Consider the following 17232-nt stretch of genomic DNA (forward strand, 5'->3'; position numbering starts at 1 on the left):
GACTCCGCGGGCCGCCGGCGCCGCTCCCCCGGCCGCTGTACCCTTTCCCGGCCGCCGCGCCGCTCCCCGGCCGGCGTCGATGCTCAGGACTCCGGGCGCTCCGGCTCCTGGCCCTCCAGGTCGGCCGAACCCGCCGACGTGGTCGGCTTGTGCGCCGCCTCGGTCGGCACGGTCGGGGTCTCCGGCCGCGCCGGCGGCTCCTCGGCCTTGCCGCCGTCCAGCAGGGCGGTCAGGGCGGCGCCGGTGATCCGCCGGAACGTCCGCCCCACCCGGCTGCGGTCCAGGACCGCCACCTCCAGCTGGTTGGCCGCGATCGTGCGCGACGCCCCACCCTCACCGCCGACGCTGCTCAGCGCCTGCACCGCCACCTTCACGGCTTCACCCAGCGACATGTCCGGCCGGTGGTTCGACTTCAGCACCCCGGTGATCGCCTCGGCCTGCCCGCCCATCGCCATCCGGCCCGGCTCGTCGTTGACCGACCCGTCGTACGTCAGCCGGTACAGCTCGTCGTCCTCCGGCGTCGCGCCGACCTCGGCGACGCAGATCTCCACCTCGAACGGCTTCGACTGCTCCGTGAAGATCGCACCCAGGGTCTGGGCGAACGCGTTCGCCAGCCCGCGACCCGTCACGTCCCGCCGGTCGTAGCTCAGGCCGTTCAGGTCGGCCATCCGCACACCGGCCCGCCGCAGGTTCTCGAACTCGTTGTACCGGCCCACGGCGGCGAAGCCGATCCGGTCGTAGATCTCGCTGACCTTGTGCAGGGCGCTGGACAGGTTCTCCGCGACGAAGAGCACCCCGCCGGCGTAACTCAGGACCACCGCGCTGCGCCCCCGGGCGATGCCCTTGCGGGCCAGCTCGGAGCGGTCGCGCATGATCTGCTCGGGCGAGGCGTAGAACTGCATGGCCACGGCGGCGGTTCTCCTTACGGCGCTGTGCTGGGGGACTGCTGTCGGGGTGGGACGGCCTCAGCCGCCCGGGTTCTCCATGCGGCCGGAGACCACGCTCTCGGCGATCGCCGCCGTCTCGGCGTCGGTGAGCCGGTGCGTGCCCTCCGCCGTCGCGGTCATCACCACCGGGTAGATCCGCCGCGTCAGGTCCGGCCCGCCGGTCGCGGTGTCGTCGTCGGCCGCGTCGTACAGCGCCTCCACCGCCAGGCGGACCGCGTCGTCGATCGACAGCCCGGCCCGGAACCGCTTCTTCAGGGCCGACTTCGCGAACAGCGAGCCCGAGCCGATCGCGTCGTAGCCGGTCTCCGCGTACGGGCCGCCGGTCACGTCGAAGCTGAAGATCCGGCCCGCCTTCGCCGGGTCGGTCGCGGCCAGGTCGAAGCCCGCGAACAGCGGGATCACGGCCAGGCCCTGCATCGCCGCGCCCAGGTTGCCGCGGATCATCGACGCCAGCCGGTTGGCCTTGCCGTCGAGCGAGAGCATCGCGCCCTCGATCTTCTCGTAGTGCTCCAGCTCCACCTGGAACAGTCGCATCAGCTCGATGCCGATGCCGGCGGTGCCCGCGATGCCCACCAGCGAGTACGCGTCCGCCGGGTGCACCTTCTCGATGTCCCGCTGGGCGATCAGGTTGCCCATCGTGGCGCGCCGGTCGCCGGCCATCACCACACCGCCGACCGCCGAGATCGCCACGATGGTGGTGGCGTGCGGCGCCAGGTCGGCGGCCATGCCCGGCGGCAGCGGCCGACGACCGGGCAGCATCTCGGGGGCCACCTTGCTCAGGAACGCTGTGAAGGAGGACGTCCCCGCGTTGGTGAACACATCTGGAAGACGCCCGGATGGATCAAAACCCGCTGCCACGTGGTTCCTCTCAGGTACGTGATCGCCCTGGCCAGCCTCTCCGGACTGTCCCGGAACTGACCAAGACCACCATTACAGTTGAAGCAGAGTATCCCGCGCACCCATCCGGTGCGATGATCGTGGTCCAGGTGTTGCGGATCTTCCCCTCCGCAGATCGCGCAGACCCCGCCCTGCTCCGCGAGCAGCTCCTGAAATTCCTTCTCGCCGATCCCGTAGCGCCTGCGGAGGTGGTACTCGCGAAAGCCGCCGTGGAGACGGAGTTTGCTCTCCTTGCCCTTCTCGTTGTGGCAAGGCTTGCAGTATCTGCCGTAGCCACCCCGCCCGGAGCGGTTACGTGGGAACTCGTCCAACGGCTTGGTCTCACCGCAGTCCGGGCAACGCCGATGTCCATCGGGCACTGCCGGGGTCCGTTTCACGTCGCGACCGTACTTCTCCATCAGCCGCTTCTCGTAGCTCGCTCGTGAGCGAACGTTGAAGCATGGCTTGCAGTAGCTGCCGCGACCTGAAGGACGCTTACTGCTTGCGCAGAAATCATCGAGCGGCTTCCATTCGCCACAGTCGCGGCAGCGACGCGACCCGTCTCGATCGTCGAGCGGGCGAGGCATGTCCGGTTTACCCTATAGGCCCTATTCACCCCCTTTCTGCACATAGCCCCTGACGAACTCTTCTGCGTTCTCCTCGAGGACGGAGTCGATCTCGTCGAGCAGGTCGTCGACGTCCTCGGTGATCTCGGCGTGCCGCTCGGCAACCTCCGGGTTCGCCTCGGTCGTGACGTCCTCGATCTCCTCGCCCTGCCGGGACTTCCCGGCCTGCGACTGTCCGCCGCTGTCACGAGTGGCCATGGCTGCCTCCTCCACGATCGTCTGCGAGAAACTTACCTCGCGCAGGCGACGAAAAGCCCGTCGCGCGCCGGCTCGCGGCACACGACGGGCTTTCGGGCATGACACGACGGTGACGGCTCAGCCGCCGGTCAGGGTCTCCAGCAGATCCTTCGCGCTCTCACAGCGGTCGAACAGCGCGCCGACGTGCTTGCGGGTGCCGCGCTCCGGCTCCATCATCGGCACCCGTACCAGCGACTCGCGGCCCACGTCGAAGATGACGGAGTCCCAGCTCGCGGCGACCACCTCGGAGGCGTACTGGGCGAGGCAGCGCCCCCGGAAGTAGGCGCGGGTGTCCTCCGGCGGCTCGGTCATCGCCGTCCGCGTCTCCTCCTCGGGCAGGAGGGTCTTCATGGCGCCGCGGGAGACCAGCCGGTGGTAGAGGCCCTTCTCCGGCCGGACGTCGGAGTACTGGAGGTCGACCAGTTGCAGCTTGTGCGAGCCCCAGCCGAGCTTCTCCCGCTCCCGGTAACCCTCCAGCAGCCGCAGCTTCGCCACCCAGTCGAGTTCGTCGGCGCAGAGCATGACGTCGCGGCCGAGCCGGTCCAGGACGCTCTCCCAGCGGGCCAGCACGTCGGCGGTCTGCTCGTCCACGTCGGTGCCGTACCGGTCGTCCACGAAGGAACGCACCCGCTCGTAGTAGGCCCACTGCACGTCGAGGGCGGTGAGCCGCCGGCCGTCGCGCAGTCGCATGAGGTGGGTGAGCGACGGGTCGTGGCTGACCGCGCGCAGCTCGCTGACCGGGTCGGCGATGCCGAGGTCGGGGCCGAGCGCCTTCTCCTCGATCATGGTGAGGATCAGGGCCGTCGTGCCGAGCTTCAGGTACGTCGAGATCTCCGACAGGTTGGCGTCGCCGATGATGACGTGCAGCCGCCGGTACTTGTCGGCGTCGGCGTGCGGCTCGTCGCGCGTGTTGATGATGGGCCGCTTGAGCGTGGTCTCCAGGCCCACCTCGACCTCGAAGAAGTCGGCGCGCTGCGAGATCTGGAACCCGCTCTGCCCGCCGTCCTGACCGATGCCGACGCGACCGGCGCCGGCGACGATCTGCCGGGTGACGAAGAACGGCGTCAGGTACGCGACGATGTCGGCGAACGGGGTCTGCCGCCGCATCAGGTAGTTCTCGTGGGCGCCGTAGCTGGCGCCCTTGTTGTCGGTGTTGTTCTTGTACAGGTGGATGGGGTAGGTGCCGGGGATGGTGGCGGCGCGGCGCGCGGCCTCGGCCATCACCCGCTCGCCGGCCTTGTCCCAGCGCACCAGGTCTCGAGGGTTGGTGACCTCGGGGGTGGAGTACTCGGGGTGGGCGTGGTCGACGTAGAGCCGCGCCCCGTTGGTGAGTATCACGTTGGCCAGCCCGAGGTCCTCGTCGGCGAGGGCCTCGGCGGGGTCGTACGCGGCGCCGGAGTAGGTGAAGCCTCGCGCGTCGCGCAGCGGGGACTCCTCCTCGTAGTCCCAGCGGGCGCGGCCGCCCCGGTTGAGTTCCGGGCGTGCCCCGTAGGCGTTGACCACCTGCGACGAGGTGACCATGGGGTTGGCGCCGGCCTGGCCGGGCACGGAGATGCCGTACTCGACCTCGGTGCCCATGATCCTTCTGACCGTCACGCCGCCACCTCGTTCCGCTGCCCCATGGCACTAGAGCGTAGTCCGCCCGGGCTGCACGGTACCGTCGGCGCTCGCCACGACAGTGTGACGAGTTCCGCACGCACGGCATTCGGCGGCCCGGGCGGCAGCGCGCGGCGGGGTCAGAACAACTCGTACACCTGGTCCGGCGCGTTCATGGTCCGGGAGGCGGGCGGCGCCTTGACGGTGACCGGCTCGCCGAAGCTGTGGAGTTTCATCTCGGTCGTGATCCGGCCGGCCGGTGTGTCGAACGTGTAGCTGAAGAAGGTCAGCCGCCCCTGGGCGTCCACGGTCGCCGCGACGCCGGTGTACCTGCCGTCGCCGGCCGGCTCGGCGGAGACGAGCCCGCCGAGGATGCCGGGGGCGGGGATGAGTCGTCGCACGGCGAGGATGCTGGCTGCGGTGGTGCGGCCATGGTGCACCGGGGAAGGGCGACGGGGCGGCGCCGCCTGGCGCCGCCCCGTCGATGTGCCGTCCGCCCGACGTGGGTTACAGGTACTGGCCGGTGTTGCTGGCGGTCTCGATGGACCGGCCCGCCTCGGCTCCCTTGCCGCCGGAGACGAGCGTGCGGATGTAGACGATCCGCTCGCCCTTCTTGCCGGAGATGCGCGCCCAGTCGTCGGGGTTGGTGGTGTTGGGGAGGTCCTCGTTCTCGCGGAACTCGTCGACGCAGGCGTCGAGGAGGTGCTGCAGGCGCAGGCCCTTGCGACCGGAGGTGAGGAACTCCTTGATGGCCATCTTCTTGCCCCGGTCGACGATGTTCTGGATCATCGCGCCGGAGTTGAAGTCCTTGAAGTAGAGGACTTCCTTGTCGCCGTTGGCGTACGTGACCTCGAGGAAGCGGTTCTCCTCGGTCTCCGAGTACATCCGCAGGACGACCGCGTCGATCATCGCCGCCACGGTGGCCTGAGGGTCGCCGCCGTGCTCGGCCAGGTCGTCCGGGTGCAGGGGCAGCCCGGGGAGGATGTACTTGGAGAAGATGTCCTTGGCCGCCTCGGCGTCCGGCCGCTCGATCTTGATCTTCACGTCGAGCCGGCCGGGGCGCAGGATCGCCGGGTCGATCATGTCCTCCCGGTTGGAGGCGCCGATGACGATGACGTTCTCCAGGCCCTCGACGCCGTCGATCTCGCTGAGCAGCTGCGGGACGATCGTGTTCTCCACGTCCGAGGAGACGCCGGAGCCGCGGGTGCGGAACACCGAGTCCATCTCGTCGAAGAACACGATGACCGGCGTACCCTCGCCGGCCTTCTCCCGGGCCCGCTGGAAGATCAGCCGGATGTGCCGCTCGGTCTCACCGACGTACTTGTTGAGCAGCTCCGGGCCCTTGATGTTGAGGAAGAAGCTGGTGTGCTTCTCCTCGCCGCGCCGCTCGGCGATCTTCTTGGCCAGGGAGTTGGCCACCGCCTTGGCGATGAGTGTCTTGCCGCAGCCGGGCGGGCCGTAGAGCAGGATGCCCTTCGGTGGCCGGAGCTGGTGCTCGCGGAACAGGTCGGCGTGCAGGAACGGCAGTTCCACCGCGTCGCGGATCTGCTCGATCTGCGCATGGAGGCCGCCGATGTCGGTGTAGTCGACGTCGGGCACCTCCTCCAGGACCAGTTCCTCGACCTCGCTCTTCGGGATCCGCTCGTACGCGTACGCCGAACGGGGCTCGATCATGAGCGAGTCGCCGGCCCTTATCGGGCTGCCGATCAGGGTCTCCGCGAGGTGCACGATGCGCTCCTCGTCGGAGTGGGAGACCACGAGGGCGCGGTCGCCCGGGGCGCCGCCGGGACCGGCGAGCACCTCCTTGAGCATCACGACCTCGCCGACCCGCTCGTAGCCGAACGCGTCGACGATGTTGAGGGCGTCGTTGAGCAGGACCTCCTGCCCGCGGCGCAGCTCGTCCACGTCGAGTGAGGGTGAGACGGCCACCCGGAGCTTGCGGCCACCGGTGAACACGTCCACCGTGCCGTCGTCGTGCCGCGCCAGGAAGACCCCGTAGCCACTCGGCGGCTGGGCGAGGCGGTCGATCTCCTCCTTGAGCGTCACGATCTGCGCGCGAGCCTCTTTGAGGGTGCTCACGAGCCGGTCGTTGTTCTCGGTCAGCCGCGCCAACTGAGCCTGGGTGGCCGCCAGCCGCTCTTCGAGCTGCCGGACGTGTCGGGGGCTTTCGGTCAACTTGCGCCGCACCAGAGCGAGTTCCTCTTGAAGGAACGCGACCTGCGTGGAGAGATCGTGGGCCTCCTTCTCCCACCGTGCGGCGCGCGAGTCCGCGTCGTCGCTGCGTGCCACGTCCCACCTCCCCGGGGGGCTTGAACGTTCTGCCCTAACACTAGCCGCTATGAGGCCGATTCGGTCCCACGCAACGCCCTCGTCACCGAACCTTGATCGCCAAGGGTGGGCGCGGGGGCCGGTCCGGGCGTTCGGGTACCGTCGGGGCGTGGGACGGGAGAACATGGGGGGTGCGCCGGTGGCCGAGGTCGCGACGGACCAGCTGCAGGTCTGGGTGGATCAGGACCTATGCACGGGCGACGGGCTGTGCGTCCAGTACGCCCCGGAGGTGTTCGAGTTCGACATCGACGGCCTTGCGTACGTCAAGGGTCCCGACGGCGAGCTGGTGCAGACGCCGGGCGGCCGGGTGGACGTGCCGGAGCACCTTCGTCTCGAGGTGATCGACTCCGCGAAGGAGTGCCCGGGCGAGTGCATCCACGTCGTGCGCGGCAGCGACGGCGTCGCGGTGGCCGGCCCGGACGCCGAGGACTGACCGGGGGCCCGCGCCGCGTGCGGTGACCGGGTCCGCTCCGGTCCGCGTCACCGCCGCTCGGGCGTGGGTACGCCTCAGAGCATCGGCCGGCCGACGACGGAGGCGACCAGCCGGGCGAACTCCTCCAGCCGGGCGATCTGCCCGGCGCCGCCGTCGTCGAGGGTCTTGCCGAAGCGCAGCGCGTCGTGCCGGGGCGCGCCGGCCGCCTCCTCGCTGGGCGGCGACTCGTCCAGCGAGGTCAGCAGCAGGTAGACGTCGATGCTGTCGACGCGGACCGTGCCGTCCTCGTCGCGGGTGAGTCGGCGCCGGCAGCCGACCTCGGTGACCGAGGAGACCGGCACCACGCGCAGCGACGACGTCATCGAGCCGGGCGGGCCCTCGCCGGGCGGGACGTCCTCGCCGTGCCAGAGGATCAGCCGGCTGCCGTCGCAGACGACGACCTCCTGCCAGACGCCGTTGACCTCGTTGACGAAGCGTTCCAGGGTGAAGCCGAGCACGGAGGCGCCGCGCAGCACGCCGCCGAGCGCTTCGAGGGCCACGTCCGGGTCGCGCAGGTAAGCCCGTGCCGCGGACTCGAGGTCCTGGTACGGCGACCAGTCCGGGAACACCGCCGGCAGGTCGCCGCCGCCGAAGCCCGGCCGGTTCATGCCGCCTCCCCGCACTCCCGCCACCGGCCCGCGCCGGCCGGCGTCCGTCCCGTCATTCCCGGCCGCCCCGTTCCGCCGTCACGGCTGCTCCGTGCCCGCCGTCGGGTGGGGCTCCGCACCGGCGGCCTGGGCGGCGGCCGCGGCGCGGGCGGCCTCCGCCTCGCGCAGCGCCGTACGCCGCTGGACGTACGCCTCGGTGCCCTTGCTGGGCTTGCGGCGCCGCGGCGGGGCGGTGACCCCGGGGGCGAGCTTACGCGCGGACACCAGGAACGCGGTGTGGGCGATCATGCGGTGGTCGGGCCGGACCGCGAGGCCCTCGGCGTGCCAGTCCCGCACCAGCGACTCCCACGCCCGCGGCTCGGTCCACCCGCCGCGCTCGCGCAGCGCCTCCACCAGCTCGGACAGCTGCGGGGTGGTGGCGACGTACCCGATGAAGACACCGCCGGGCAGCAGGGCCCGCTCGACCATGTCGAGGGTCTCCCACGGGGTCAGCATGTCGAGGATGATCCGGTCGAAGCCGGTCTCCGGGTTGGTCGCGACGTCGCCGACGTGCAGCCGCCAGGCCGGGTGCGGGCCGTTGAAGAACGCCTCGACGTTGCGCCGGGCGATCTGGGCGAAGTCGTCGCGCAGCTCCCACGAGTGCAGCTCGCCGGTGGGCCCGACGGCGCGCAGCAGGGAGCAGCTGAGCGCGCCGGAGCCGGCGCCCGCCTCCAGCACCTTGGCGCCGGGGAAGATGTCGCCCATGGCGACGATCTGCGCGGAGTCCTTCGGGTAGATCACCTGGGCGCCGCGGGGCATGGACAGCACGTAGTCGGCGAGCAGCGGCCGCAGGGCGAGGAACGCGGTGCCGCCGCCGGCGGTGGTGGTGACGACGCTGCCGTCCGGCTGCCCGATCAGGGCGTCGTGCTGGAGGATGCCGCGGTGGGTGTGGAACTCCTTGCCCGGTTCCAGCGTGACCGTGTGCATCCGCCCCTTCGGGTCGGTCAGCTGCACCCGGTCGCCGGGCCGGAACGGCCCGCGGTGGACCGGGGGCGGCGCCGGGGTGTGCTGGTCGGCGGGAGCGGCGGAGGGAGTTGCGGTCACGTGTTCATCTTCCGGTGAGGTTCGAGCAGCTGAGCCAGATCCGCGATGTGCAGGATGCCGACGACATCTTCGCCTGAGGTCACCACGTACTGCGCGCCCGGGTGGTGCTGGACGGTCTCCATCACCTGGTCCCCGTCGAGACCGACCGGCATGACCGGCAGGTCGGCCAGCGACCGGGACACCGCGTCGACGGCCAGCCAGGGGCGGCGTTCGACCGGGACGGCCCCCGCGGCGGCCGGGTCGACCAGGGCGAGCGGGCGGCCGGCGGAGTCGGTGACGAGCAGCGCGGCGCCCGGGTCGGTGCCGGCGTCGCGGCGGCGCTGCGCCTCGGCGAGGGGCGTGCCGGTGGGGACGCTGAGGACGGGCCGGGCCAGCCGGGACAGGTCGATGAGCGGGAACCGGCGGCTGACCCGGGCCACCCGGATGGACTGCCCGGCGCCCCGCCACAGGGTGAGCGCGACCAGCAGCATCAACGGCAGGGCCAGCGGCGCCAGGTGGCGGGTGAGGGTGAGCAGGGTGACCAGCGCGGCGGTGCCGACGGCGACGGCCCGCCCCACCCAGCCGGCCACCTCGGTGCCCCGGTGCCGGTCCCGGGTGACCGCCCAGACGGCGGCCCGCAGCGCCCGGCCGCCGTCGAGCGGCAGCCCCGGCAGGAGGTTGAACACCGCGACGATGACGTTGCTGACGGCGAGCTGGAAGGCGAGCTGGTTGACCAGGGTGCGGTCGGGCAGGGCCAGGGTGGCGGCGACGGCCGCCGCGCCGAGCACGGCGGAGACGGCCGGCCCCGCCAGGGACACCAGCACGTCGACCCGGGGCGACGGGGCGTCGCGTTCCATCTCGGTGTAGCCGCCGAGCAGTTCCAGGGTGATCCCGCGTACGCCGATGCCGTACCGGCGGGCGGTGAGGGCGTGGCCGAGCTCGTGCAGCAGCACCGAGCCGAGCAGGGAGACGACGAAGCCGAGCCCGATGAGGTAGCCGCCGACCTGCGACAGGCCCAGTTGGTGGCGGGCGAACTCGGCGTACAGCACGGTGACGATCAACGCGAGCAGCACCATCGACGCGTTGAGGTGCAGCGGCACCCCGAACACGCGGCCGACGGTCAGGCCGGGACGCCCGTGCGGCCGGCGGGGCGGACGCGTCTTCTGCTCCACCGGCCCGATGCTACGCGGCGCGGATCATGCGCCGGTGCGGCGACGGCCGGGGTGTCGGACCGGTGCCCTACCCTTTCCGGACATGACGGCGGATCCGGTGACGACGCAGCAGCCCCCGCTCCCGGCGGAGGTGCCGGCCACCGTGCGGGCCTCGCTGTCCCCGTCCCGCGCGGCGGATTTCAAGACCTGCCCGCTGCTCTACCGGTTCCGCAGCATCGACCGGCTGCCCGAGCGGCCCAGCGTGGAGCAGGCGCGGGGCACGCTGGTCCACGCGGTGCTGGAGCGGCTGTTCGACCTGCCGGCGGCCGGGCGCACCCCGGCCGCCGCCGGTGACCTCGTGGCCCCGCAGTGGGAGCGGCTGGTCGCCGAGCAGCCGGAGCTGGCCGGTCTGTTCGCCGACGGCGACGAGGCCGCCCGGTCGGGGTTCCTCCGCTCGGCGGCGGCGCTGCTGGAGGGCTACTTCGCCGTGGAGGATCCGCGCCGGCTGGAGCCGGCCGAGCGGGAGAGCCTGATCTCGGCAGTGGTCGACGAGGAGCTGCTCATCCGGGGCTACCTGGACCGCCTCGACGTGGCGCCGGACGGCGCGCTGCGGGTGGTCGACTACAAGACCGGCGGCGCGCCGCGCGAGGCGTTCGAGGCACGGGCGCTGTTCCAGTTGAAGTTCTACGCCCTGGTGCTGTGGCGCACCCGTGGGGTGGTGCCGCGGGTGCTGCGCCTGCTCTACCTGCGCGACGGCGAGGTCTGCGACTACGCGCCGGACGCCGACGAGCTGGTGCGCTTCGAGCGCACGGTGGTGGCGCTGTGGCGGGCGATCGAGGCGGCCACCGCCGCGCAGGACTTCCGCCCCCGGCCGAGCCGGCTCTGCGACTGGTGCAGCCACCAGGCGCTGTGCCCGAGCTTCGGGGGCACGCCGCCGCCGTTCCCGGTCGCCCCGGCCGCCGCCGACCCGCTGCGCGACGCCCGGTCCCGTCCGGCGCCGCCCGGCGCCGACGAGTGACCGCCTCCGGTGCCGGCGGCACCGATCCGCGGCAGGCCGGGCTGGCCCCGGTCCGGCGGCCGGTGCGCATCCTGATCGTCGACGACCAGCCGCTGCTGCGCACCGGCTTCCGGATGGTGCTCGGCGCCGAGAAGGACTTCGACGTCGTGGCCGAGGCCGGCGACGGCGTGGAGGCGGTCGAGCTGGCCCGCCGGCTGCTGCCCGACGTGGTGCTCATGGACGTGCGGATGCCGCGGCTGGACGGGGTGTCCGCGACCCGGGCCATCGTCGAATCCCGGCTGCCGGTGCGGGTGCTGATCCTCACCACGTTCGACCTGGACGAGTACGTGGTGGGCGCGCTGCGCGCGGGGGCGCGCGGCTTCCTGGCCAAGGACGTGCCGGCGGAGGACCTGGTGGCGGCGATCCGCACGGTCGCCGCCGGCGACGCGGTGGTGGCGCCGCGGATCCTCAACCGGCTGCTGGACCGCTTCGCGGAGCTGCTGCCCGACCCGGCGGCGGCCCCGCCGCGGGTGCTCAGCGCGCTCACCGAGCGGGAGCGGGAGGTGCTGGTGCAGGTCGCCCGGGGGTTGTCCAACGCCGAGATCGCCCGGGCGCTGTCGGTGAGTGAGACCACGATCAAGACGCACGTCGGTCACGTGCTGACCAAGCTCGGTCTGCGCGACCGGGTGCAGGCCGTCGTGCTCGCGTACGAGTCGCGTCTGGTGCGGCCGGGACGGTGAACCCCGCGTGCGGAGTCACCCGTGACGATCAGCGCGGTGACGTCCCCGCGCTCGTCTGCCGACCTGCTCCCACCTCCTGGGGCGCCACGCTCCCGATGGCGTCGATCCGGCCCCACCGCCCCGGAATGTCGAGCAGTTCGATCCGGCCGAACCGTTCGGGCAGTGCCGGCGCCACGACGAGATCCTCTCCGTACGGCTCGAGGCCCAGCAGCGTGCGCAGCAGCAGCAGGGGCGTTCCGGTGGCCAGCGCCTGCGGGCTGTCACGGTTCGGGTTCTCGAACGGACTGCGGGAGCGGCACTCCACTGGATCGACGAGTACGGCGACATCATGCGGCGACGGCCGACAGGTCGACGCCCTCTCCTCCAACATCGGCCACCTGCTGTGGAGCGGGATCGTCGACGAATCCCGAGCCGGGAAGATCGCCGAACACCTGCTCGGCCCCCGCCTCTTCTCCGGCTGGGGCGTCCGCACCCTCGCCGAGGGAGAAGGACGATACAACCCGATCGGCTACCACGTCGGCACCGTCTGGCCGTTCGACAACGCCTTCATCGCCTGGGGACTGCGGCGCTACGGCTTCACCGAGGAGGCCGGCCGGATCGCCGAGGGAATCGTCGACGCCGCCGAGTATTTCGGCGGGAGGCTGCCGGAGGCGTTCGGCGGCTACGACCGCGAGTTGACCAGATATCCGGTGCTGTACCCCACGGCCTGCAGTCCGCAGGCCTGGTCGACGGGTACTCCCCTGTTGTTGCTGCGGATCATGCTCGGTATGGAGCCACGGGGCGAGCACCTGGTGGCCCGGCCGGCCGTGCCCCCGAGCATGGGGCGGATCGAACTGCTCGGCATTCCCGGACGGTGGGGCAGGGCGGGCGCCCTCGGACGCGCTCGCCTCGACCGCCGTTGACCACCTGCCAGCCGCCGGCAGGGCCGGCGCGTTCCGAGTGGTGGTGAGCCGCGACACGGCCAGCACGCCGTGCGTACCCGAGGAGCCGCCGTCGGGGCGACGGCGGCGTTGCGGTCGGCACCTACCGTGACCACCGACGGCGTGGCGAGGTTGACCCTCACGCGGCGTCACTGTTCAGGATCGGTCTGGTGGCCGGGAAAACGGCTCGACCGGTCGCCGGCTCAGGGGCAACCCTGAGTGGCGGTCGGGGGCACCCGCAGCCCGAAATCCGCCACGGCTCCACCCGGAGTCGGACGGACCTGTGGCCGACAGCGCCGAAGATTGGTTCTACGCGCCGGACCAGCGGGGGGCGGTGCGATTCGGACGACGAGAGGAAGATGACGTGACCGCGACGGTAGGCCGTCAGGCGCAGGCCGCGGCCCGCGCGAGCGACGTGTGGAAGGTGTACGGCAGCGGCGAGGCGCAGGTGATCGCGCTCCGGGGGGTCAGCTGCGAGTTCGAGCGGGGCCGGTTCACCGCGATCATGGGCCCGTCCGGCTCCGGCAAGTCGACGCTGATGCACTGCCTGGCGGGGCTGGACTCGGTGACCCGGGGCACGGTGTCGATCGGCGACACCACGGTCACCGGGCTGGGCGACGCGGGGCTGACCAGGCTGCGCCGCGACAAGGTCGGATTCATCTTCCAGCAGTTCAACCTGCTGCCGACGCTGACCGCGAAGGAGAACATCCTGCTGCCGCTGTCGATCGCCGGCCGCAAGCCGGACCCGGCCTGGTACGACACCGTGATCGACACGGTGGGCCTGCGGGACCGGCTGGGGCACCGGCCGGCACAGCTGTCCGGCGGGCAGCAGCAGCGGGTGGCGTGCGCGCGGGCGCTGGTCGCCCGACCCGAGGTGATCTTCGCGGACGAGCCGACCGGCAACCTCGACTCCCGCGCCGGCGCGGAGGTGCTGGGCTTCCTGCGCCGCTCGGTCCGCGAGTACGGGCAGACCATCGTCATGGTCACCCACGACCCGACCGCCGCCGCGTACGCCGACCGGGTGGTCTTCCTCGCCGACGGGCAGATCGTGTCCGAGCTGGTCGAGCCCACCGCGGAGACGGTGCTGGACACGATGAAGAAGCTGGACACCCCGGCCGAGGTGGTCAACTGATGTTCCGGGCGACCCTCAAGAGCCTGCTGGCGCGCAAGCTCCGGCTGATCCTGTCCGGGTTGGCGGTGGTGCTCGGCGTCATGTTCGTCTCGGGCGCGTTCGTGCTCACCGACACCCTCGGCCGGTCCTTCGACGCGGTCTTCGCCGACGCGTACGAGGGGGTGGACGTCAACGTCGCCGCAAAGCCGAAGGTGGAGCTGAGCGAGTTCGAGGGCGAGCAGGTGGCGGCGCCGGTGCCGGCCTCGGCGGTGGAGCGCGTCCGGGGGGTGCCCGGCGTGGACGAGGCCACCGGGATCGTGGCCTCCGACGGCGCGCGGCTGATCGGCAGCAACGGCAAGGTCGTCGCCTCGTTCGGGCCGCCCCAGCTCGGCGAGAACTGGGTGGGCGAGAGCGACCTGGTCCAGCTGCGCGAAGGCCGGGAGCCGCGTGCGGACAACGAGATCGTCGTCAACGCCGCCCTGGCCAAGGCCGCCCGGGTGTCCGTCGGCGACCGGGTCGGTGTGCTGACGCTCCAGCCGAAGCAGGAGTTCACCCTGGTCGGGATCTTCGGCTACAGCGGAGGCCGCGACTCCATCGGCGGCGTCAACGAGGTCATGTTCACGACGCCGGTGTCGCAGCAGCTGATGCTCGGCGCGCCGGACGTGTTCACCAACATCACGATCACCGCCGCCGACGGCGTGTCGGCCGAGAAGCTGCGCGACGACGTCGCGGCCGCTCTCGGCACCGGCTACGAGGTGAAGACCGGTGAGCAGCTCTCCGCCGACGCGTCGGCGGGCCTGAAGGAGGGCCTGTCCTTCTTCAACCGAATCCTGCTCGGCTTCGCCGCGGTGGCGCTGCTGGTCGGCACGTTCCTGATCCTCAACACCTTCTCGATCATCGTGGCGCAGCGCACCCGCGAGCTGGCGCTGATGCGCGCCATCGGCGCCGGCCGCCGGCAGATCATCGGCTCGGTGGTCCTGGAGGCGGTGGCGGTCGGCCTGATCGCCTCGGTGCTCGGCCTGGCCGCCGGCATCGGCGTCGGCGCGCTGCTGGCGTACCTGTTCGGCAACCTCGCTGGCGGACTCACCCTCGCCGGGATCGGCGTACCGGCCGCCGCCGTGATCGGCGCGTTCGGGGTCGGCCTGGTCATCACGGTGGTGGCGGCGCTGCTGCCCGCCCTGCGGGCGTCGCGGATCCCGCCGATCGCCGCGATGCAGGACGTGGCGACACCGGACCGGCCGCTCACCAAGGTCACCGTGGCCGGCTCGGCCGTCACCGCGATCGGCGCCGCCCTGCTGTTCCTCGGTCTCGGTGGGCACGCCGGCGACAACACGCTCGCCACCATCCTCGGCGGTGTGCTGTTCGCCTTCATCGGGGTGACGCTGCTGACCCCGCTGATCAGCCGGCCGGTGGTGAGCCTGCTCGGCGCGCTGTTCTCCTGGTCGGTACCCGGCAAGCTCGGCCGGCTGAACTCGGGGCGCAACCCGCGCCGGACCGCGATCACGGCCGCCGCGCTGATGGTCGGCATCGCCCTGGTCACCGGGGTCACGGTGATCCTGGACTCGGCGAAGGGCAGCATCGGCAAGCTGGCCCAGGACACCATCAACGCCGAGCTGGTGATCGCCGGGGCGCAGAGCGGCCCCCGGCCACCGAGCTTCGATCCCTCCGTCCTGGAGAAGATCAAGGCGATCCCCGGGGTGACACTCGTCGACGGCACGTACGGCGACATGGCCCAGGTCGGCAGCGAGCGCACCTGGGTGGGCGCGAGCAGCGACGTGGCGGCGCTGGGCCCGATCTTCGAGGCCAAGGCCACCGCCGGCGACATCAGCCGGCTCGGGCCGGACCAGATGCTGGTCAGCTCGGACGTCGCGAAGTCCCGCAACCTCACCGTCGGGTCCACCGTGCCGGTCCAGCTGGCCCGGGGCGAACCGAAGACGTACACGGTCAGCGGCATCTACGAGAGCGCCGAGTTCCTCGACCCGGTGACGCTGCCGGTCGAGGCGACACGGGAGTTCACCGTCCCGCAGCCGATCATGGGCTTCATCCAGCTCTCCCCCGGCACCGCGAGCACCGACGTGCTCCCGCAGGTGGAGGCGCTACTGGCGGACAGCCCGGAGGTGTCGGTGGCCGACCGGGACGCGTTCATCGAGCAGCAGACCGGCCAGCTCGACGGGCTGCTCACGATGATCCAGATCCTGCTGGCGCTGGCCATCGTGATCGCGGTGCTGGGCATCGTCAACACGCTCGCGCTGTCGGTGCTGGAGCGCACCCGCGAGCTGGGCCTGCTCCGGGCGATCGGCCTGCGCCGGGCCCAGACCATGCGGATGATCACCGTGGAGGCGGTGGTGATCTCGGTGTTCGGCGCGCTGCTCGGCATCGCCGTCGGCATCGGCCTGGGCGCCGCCGTGGTGGAGGCGCTGCGGGACGAGGGGATCACCGACCTCGTGCTGCCCTGGGCCGACATGGGCGTGATGCTCGCCCTCGGTGCCGTCGTCGGGGTGGTCGCCGCCGTCCTGCCGGCGATCCGCGCCGCCCGCATCGACGTCCTGGGCGCCATCGCCCACGACTGAGTCACCACGGAAAGGGGCCCCTGCTCGGTGGAGCAGGGGCCCCTTTCCGTTTCGCGGTTTCTCCCCCGCCCGCGGCGGCCCGGCGCGGGGCGGGCAGCGGCGTCAGGCCGGTGGTTCGCCGAGCAGCGCCGCGAGCAGTTCCAGGTCCGCGGCCGTCAGGCTCTCCAGCTGGTGTACGCCGTCGCGCGGCTCCAGCGGCACCTCCGCCGGCACCGCGAGCACCGCCGCCCCGGCGGCGAGGGCACTGGCAACCCCGGTCGGCGAATCCTCGATCGCCACACACCGTTCGATCGGCACGTCGAGCAGCCGGGCCGCCGTCAGGTAGGGCTCCGGATGCGGCTTGGCGGCGTCCACCTCGTCACCGCAGACCACGGCGTCGAAGCTGTCCCGCCCGAGGGTGTCGAGCGCGACCTCGACGAGCGCCCGGCCGCTGGAGGTGACCAGGGCGGTCGGGATGCCCGCCGCGCGGACGGCGCCCACCAGCGCCAGCGCGCCGGGCCGCCAACTCAGCCCGGTGCGGAACAGCTCCAGGATCCGCGCGTTGATCCACGCGGCGCTCGCCTCCGGGTCGCGCTCCGGCTGGCCCAGGTCATCGTGCAGGACCTTCATCGACGCGGCCATGCTGGTACCGACCATCGCCCGGCGGGCCGGCGCGGACAGGATCCCGCCGTACTCGGCCGCCAGTTCCTGCAGCGCGACGTCCCACAGCTTCTCGCTGTCGACCAGCGTCCCGTCCATGTCGAAGAGCACGGCGGCGGGGTGGTGGCTGCTCAGCGGGGGCCTCCTCACGGGTGGGCGTACCCGCCGATCCTTCCAGCCCTCACCCGGCCGGCGCCGAGGGTCCACGGCTCCAGTGACGTACGCCGCTGATGGCAGGGGGCGTTGGTCCGATGGGTCGGGCTGGGGTTGGTCCGTGGGCCGGGCTCGGGGTTCGTCGGTGCGTTCCGGCTTTGGTCGTTGGTTGCGGTGGTTGGGGTGGGGCCCGCCGTGC

At 72.0% G+C, this 17232-nt stretch carries 16 protein-coding genes and 2 pseudogenes; 6 read left to right on the top strand and 12 right to left on the bottom strand.

Translation table 11 applies throughout. From position 1 onward, the window contains the following. Nucleotides 1-83: 83 nt before the first annotated feature. The 7 genes from prcA to arc all read right to left on the bottom strand — a co-directional run bounded on the left by prcA (nt 84) and on the right by arc (nt 6571). Nucleotides 84-908: a proteasome subunit alpha gene (gene prcA, locus HCJ94_RS24535; protein ID WP_168003407.1), complete on the bottom strand. Its 825-nt coding sequence runs from the start codon at nt 906-908 to the stop codon at nt 84-86. 57 nt (nt 909-965) lie between these two features. Then, nucleotides 966-1805, bottom strand: a complete 840-nt coding sequence (prcB, locus tag HCJ94_RS24540; protein ID WP_309227414.1) for a proteasome subunit beta — start codon at nt 1803-1805, stop codon at nt 966-968. After that, on the bottom strand, nt 1724-2242 hold the full coding sequence (locus tag HCJ94_RS24545; protein ID WP_240944477.1) for an endonuclease VII domain-containing protein: 519 nt from the start codon (nt 2240-2242) through the stop codon (nt 1724-1726). The genes prcB and HCJ94_RS24545 overlap by 82 nt, the downstream gene beginning before the upstream one ends. Before the next feature lie 189 nt (nt 2243-2431). Continuing rightward, nucleotides 2432-2647 carry a ubiquitin-like protein Pup gene (locus HCJ94_RS24550; RefSeq protein ID WP_168003410.1) on the bottom strand — a complete coding sequence of 72 codons (216 nt, stop codon included), beginning with the start codon at nt 2645-2647 and terminating at the stop codon, nt 2432-2434. 117 nt (nt 2648-2764) lie between these two features. Then, nucleotides 2765-4282 (bottom strand): depupylase/deamidase Dop, encoded by a 1518-nt coding sequence (gene dop / locus HCJ94_RS24555; RefSeq protein WP_373684449.1) that lies wholly within the window; start codon nt 4280-4282, stop codon nt 2765-2767. A gap of 140 nt (nt 4283-4422) precedes the next feature. Then, entirely contained in the window at nt 4423-4683 is a 261-nt protein-coding gene (locus HCJ94_RS24560; protein ID WP_168003411.1) for a hypothetical protein, read from the bottom strand. 106 nt (nt 4684-4789) lie between these two features. Further along, a complete protein-coding gene (gene arc, locus HCJ94_RS24565) occupies nt 4790-6571 on the bottom strand; it encodes a proteasome ATPase (RefSeq protein ID WP_168003412.1) in 1782 nt (593 codons plus the stop codon). A gap of 178 nt (nt 6572-6749) precedes the next feature. Here arc and HCJ94_RS24570 point away from each other — a divergent pair, with 178 nt between their 5' ends. Next, on the top strand, nt 6750-7043 hold the full coding sequence (locus tag HCJ94_RS24570; RefSeq protein ID WP_168003422.1) for a ferredoxin: 294 nt from the start codon (nt 6750-6752) through the stop codon (nt 7041-7043). Between the two features lie 74 nt (nt 7044-7117). On the opposite strand, the gene HCJ94_RS24575 is transcribed toward HCJ94_RS24570, so the two are convergent. The 3 genes from HCJ94_RS24575 to HCJ94_RS24585 all read right to left on the bottom strand — a co-directional run bounded on the left by HCJ94_RS24575 (nt 7118) and on the right by HCJ94_RS24585 (nt 9861). After that, on the bottom strand, nt 7118-7690 hold the full coding sequence (locus HCJ94_RS24575) for a hypothetical protein (protein ID WP_168003413.1): 573 nt from the start codon (nt 7688-7690) through the stop codon (nt 7118-7120). 78 nt (nt 7691-7768) lie between these two features. Continuing rightward, on the bottom strand, nt 7769-8773 hold the full coding sequence (locus HCJ94_RS24580) for a tRNA (adenine-N1)-methyltransferase (RefSeq protein WP_168003414.1): 1005 nt from the start codon (nt 8771-8773) through the stop codon (nt 7769-7771). After that, nucleotides 8770-9861 (bottom strand): M50 family metallopeptidase, encoded by a 1092-nt coding sequence (locus tag HCJ94_RS24585; protein WP_373684452.1) that lies wholly within the window; start codon nt 9859-9861, stop codon nt 8770-8772. Before HCJ94_RS24585 ends, HCJ94_RS24580 begins: the two co-directional genes overlap by 4 nt. A gap of 145 nt (nt 9862-10006) precedes the next feature. Between HCJ94_RS24585 and HCJ94_RS24590 the strand changes: the two genes are divergently transcribed. Further along, nucleotides 10007-10921, top strand: coding sequence for a RecB family exonuclease (locus tag HCJ94_RS24590; RefSeq protein ID WP_168003415.1), 915 nt, complete (start codon nt 10007-10009; stop codon nt 10919-10921). Nucleotides 10922-10962: 41 nt separating this feature from the next. Beyond that, nucleotides 10963-11640, top strand: coding sequence for a response regulator (locus HCJ94_RS24595; protein ID WP_168003424.1), 678 nt, complete (start codon nt 10963-10965; stop codon nt 11638-11640). Nucleotides 11641-11668: 28 nt separating this feature from the next. Here HCJ94_RS24595 and HCJ94_RS24600 read toward each other — a convergent pair. Continuing rightward, a pseudogene (locus HCJ94_RS24600) lies at nt 11669-11932 on the bottom strand (glycogen debranching N-terminal domain-containing protein); the annotation flags it as partial. A gap of 43 nt (nt 11933-11975) precedes the next feature. On the opposite strand from HCJ94_RS24600, the pseudogene HCJ94_RS24605 reads away from it, so the two are divergent. The 3 genes and pseudogenes from HCJ94_RS24605 to HCJ94_RS24615 form a co-directional block, all read left to right on the top strand. Then, nucleotides 11976-12542 (top strand): annotated as a pseudogene (locus HCJ94_RS24605) (amylo-alpha-1,6-glucosidase); the annotation flags it as partial. Nucleotides 12543-12924: 382 nt separating this feature from the next. Then, nucleotides 12925-13692, top strand: coding sequence for an ABC transporter ATP-binding protein (locus HCJ94_RS24610; RefSeq protein WP_168003416.1), 768 nt, complete (start codon nt 12925-12927; stop codon nt 13690-13692). Next, nucleotides 13692-16241: an ABC transporter permease gene (locus HCJ94_RS24615; RefSeq protein ID WP_168003417.1), complete on the top strand. Its 2550-nt coding sequence runs from the start codon at nt 13692-13694 to the stop codon at nt 16239-16241. The genes HCJ94_RS24610 and HCJ94_RS24615 overlap by 1 nt, the downstream gene beginning before the upstream one ends. Before the next feature lie 102 nt (nt 16242-16343). Here HCJ94_RS24615 and HCJ94_RS24620 read toward each other — a convergent pair whose 3' ends face one another. Continuing rightward, nucleotides 16344-16991: an HAD family hydrolase gene (locus HCJ94_RS24620; protein ID WP_168003425.1), complete on the bottom strand. Its 648-nt coding sequence runs from the start codon at nt 16989-16991 to the stop codon at nt 16344-16346. Between the last annotated feature and the right edge of the window lie 241 nt (nt 16992-17232).

The organism is Micromonospora thermarum (assembly GCF_012034245.1).
GTDB lineage: Bacteria > Actinomycetota > Actinomycetes > Mycobacteriales > Micromonosporaceae > Micromonospora > Micromonospora thermarum.

What these genes read in the sequence shown, in the direction of transcription:
- HCJ94_RS24590 (WP_168003415.1), top strand. Translation starts at nt 10,007, where the DNA reads ATGACGGCGGATCCGGTGACGACGCAGCAGCCCCCGCTCCCGGCGGAG.
- HCJ94_RS24550 (WP_168003410.1), bottom strand. Translation starts at nt 2,647, where the DNA reads ATGGCCACTCGTGACAGCGGCGGACAGTCGCAGGCCGGGAAGTCCCGG.
- HCJ94_RS24615 (WP_168003417.1), top strand. Translation starts at nt 13,692, where the DNA reads ATGTTCCGGGCGACCCTCAAGAGCCTGCTGGCGCGCAAGCTCCGGCTG.
- HCJ94_RS24545 (WP_240944477.1), bottom strand. Translation starts at nt 2,242, where the DNA reads ATGGAGAAGTACGGTCGCGACGTGAAACGGACCCCGGCAGTGCCCGAT.
- HCJ94_RS24575 (WP_168003413.1), bottom strand. Translation starts at nt 7,690, where the DNA reads ATGAACCGGCCGGGCTTCGGCGGCGGCGACCTGCCGGCGGTGTTCCCG.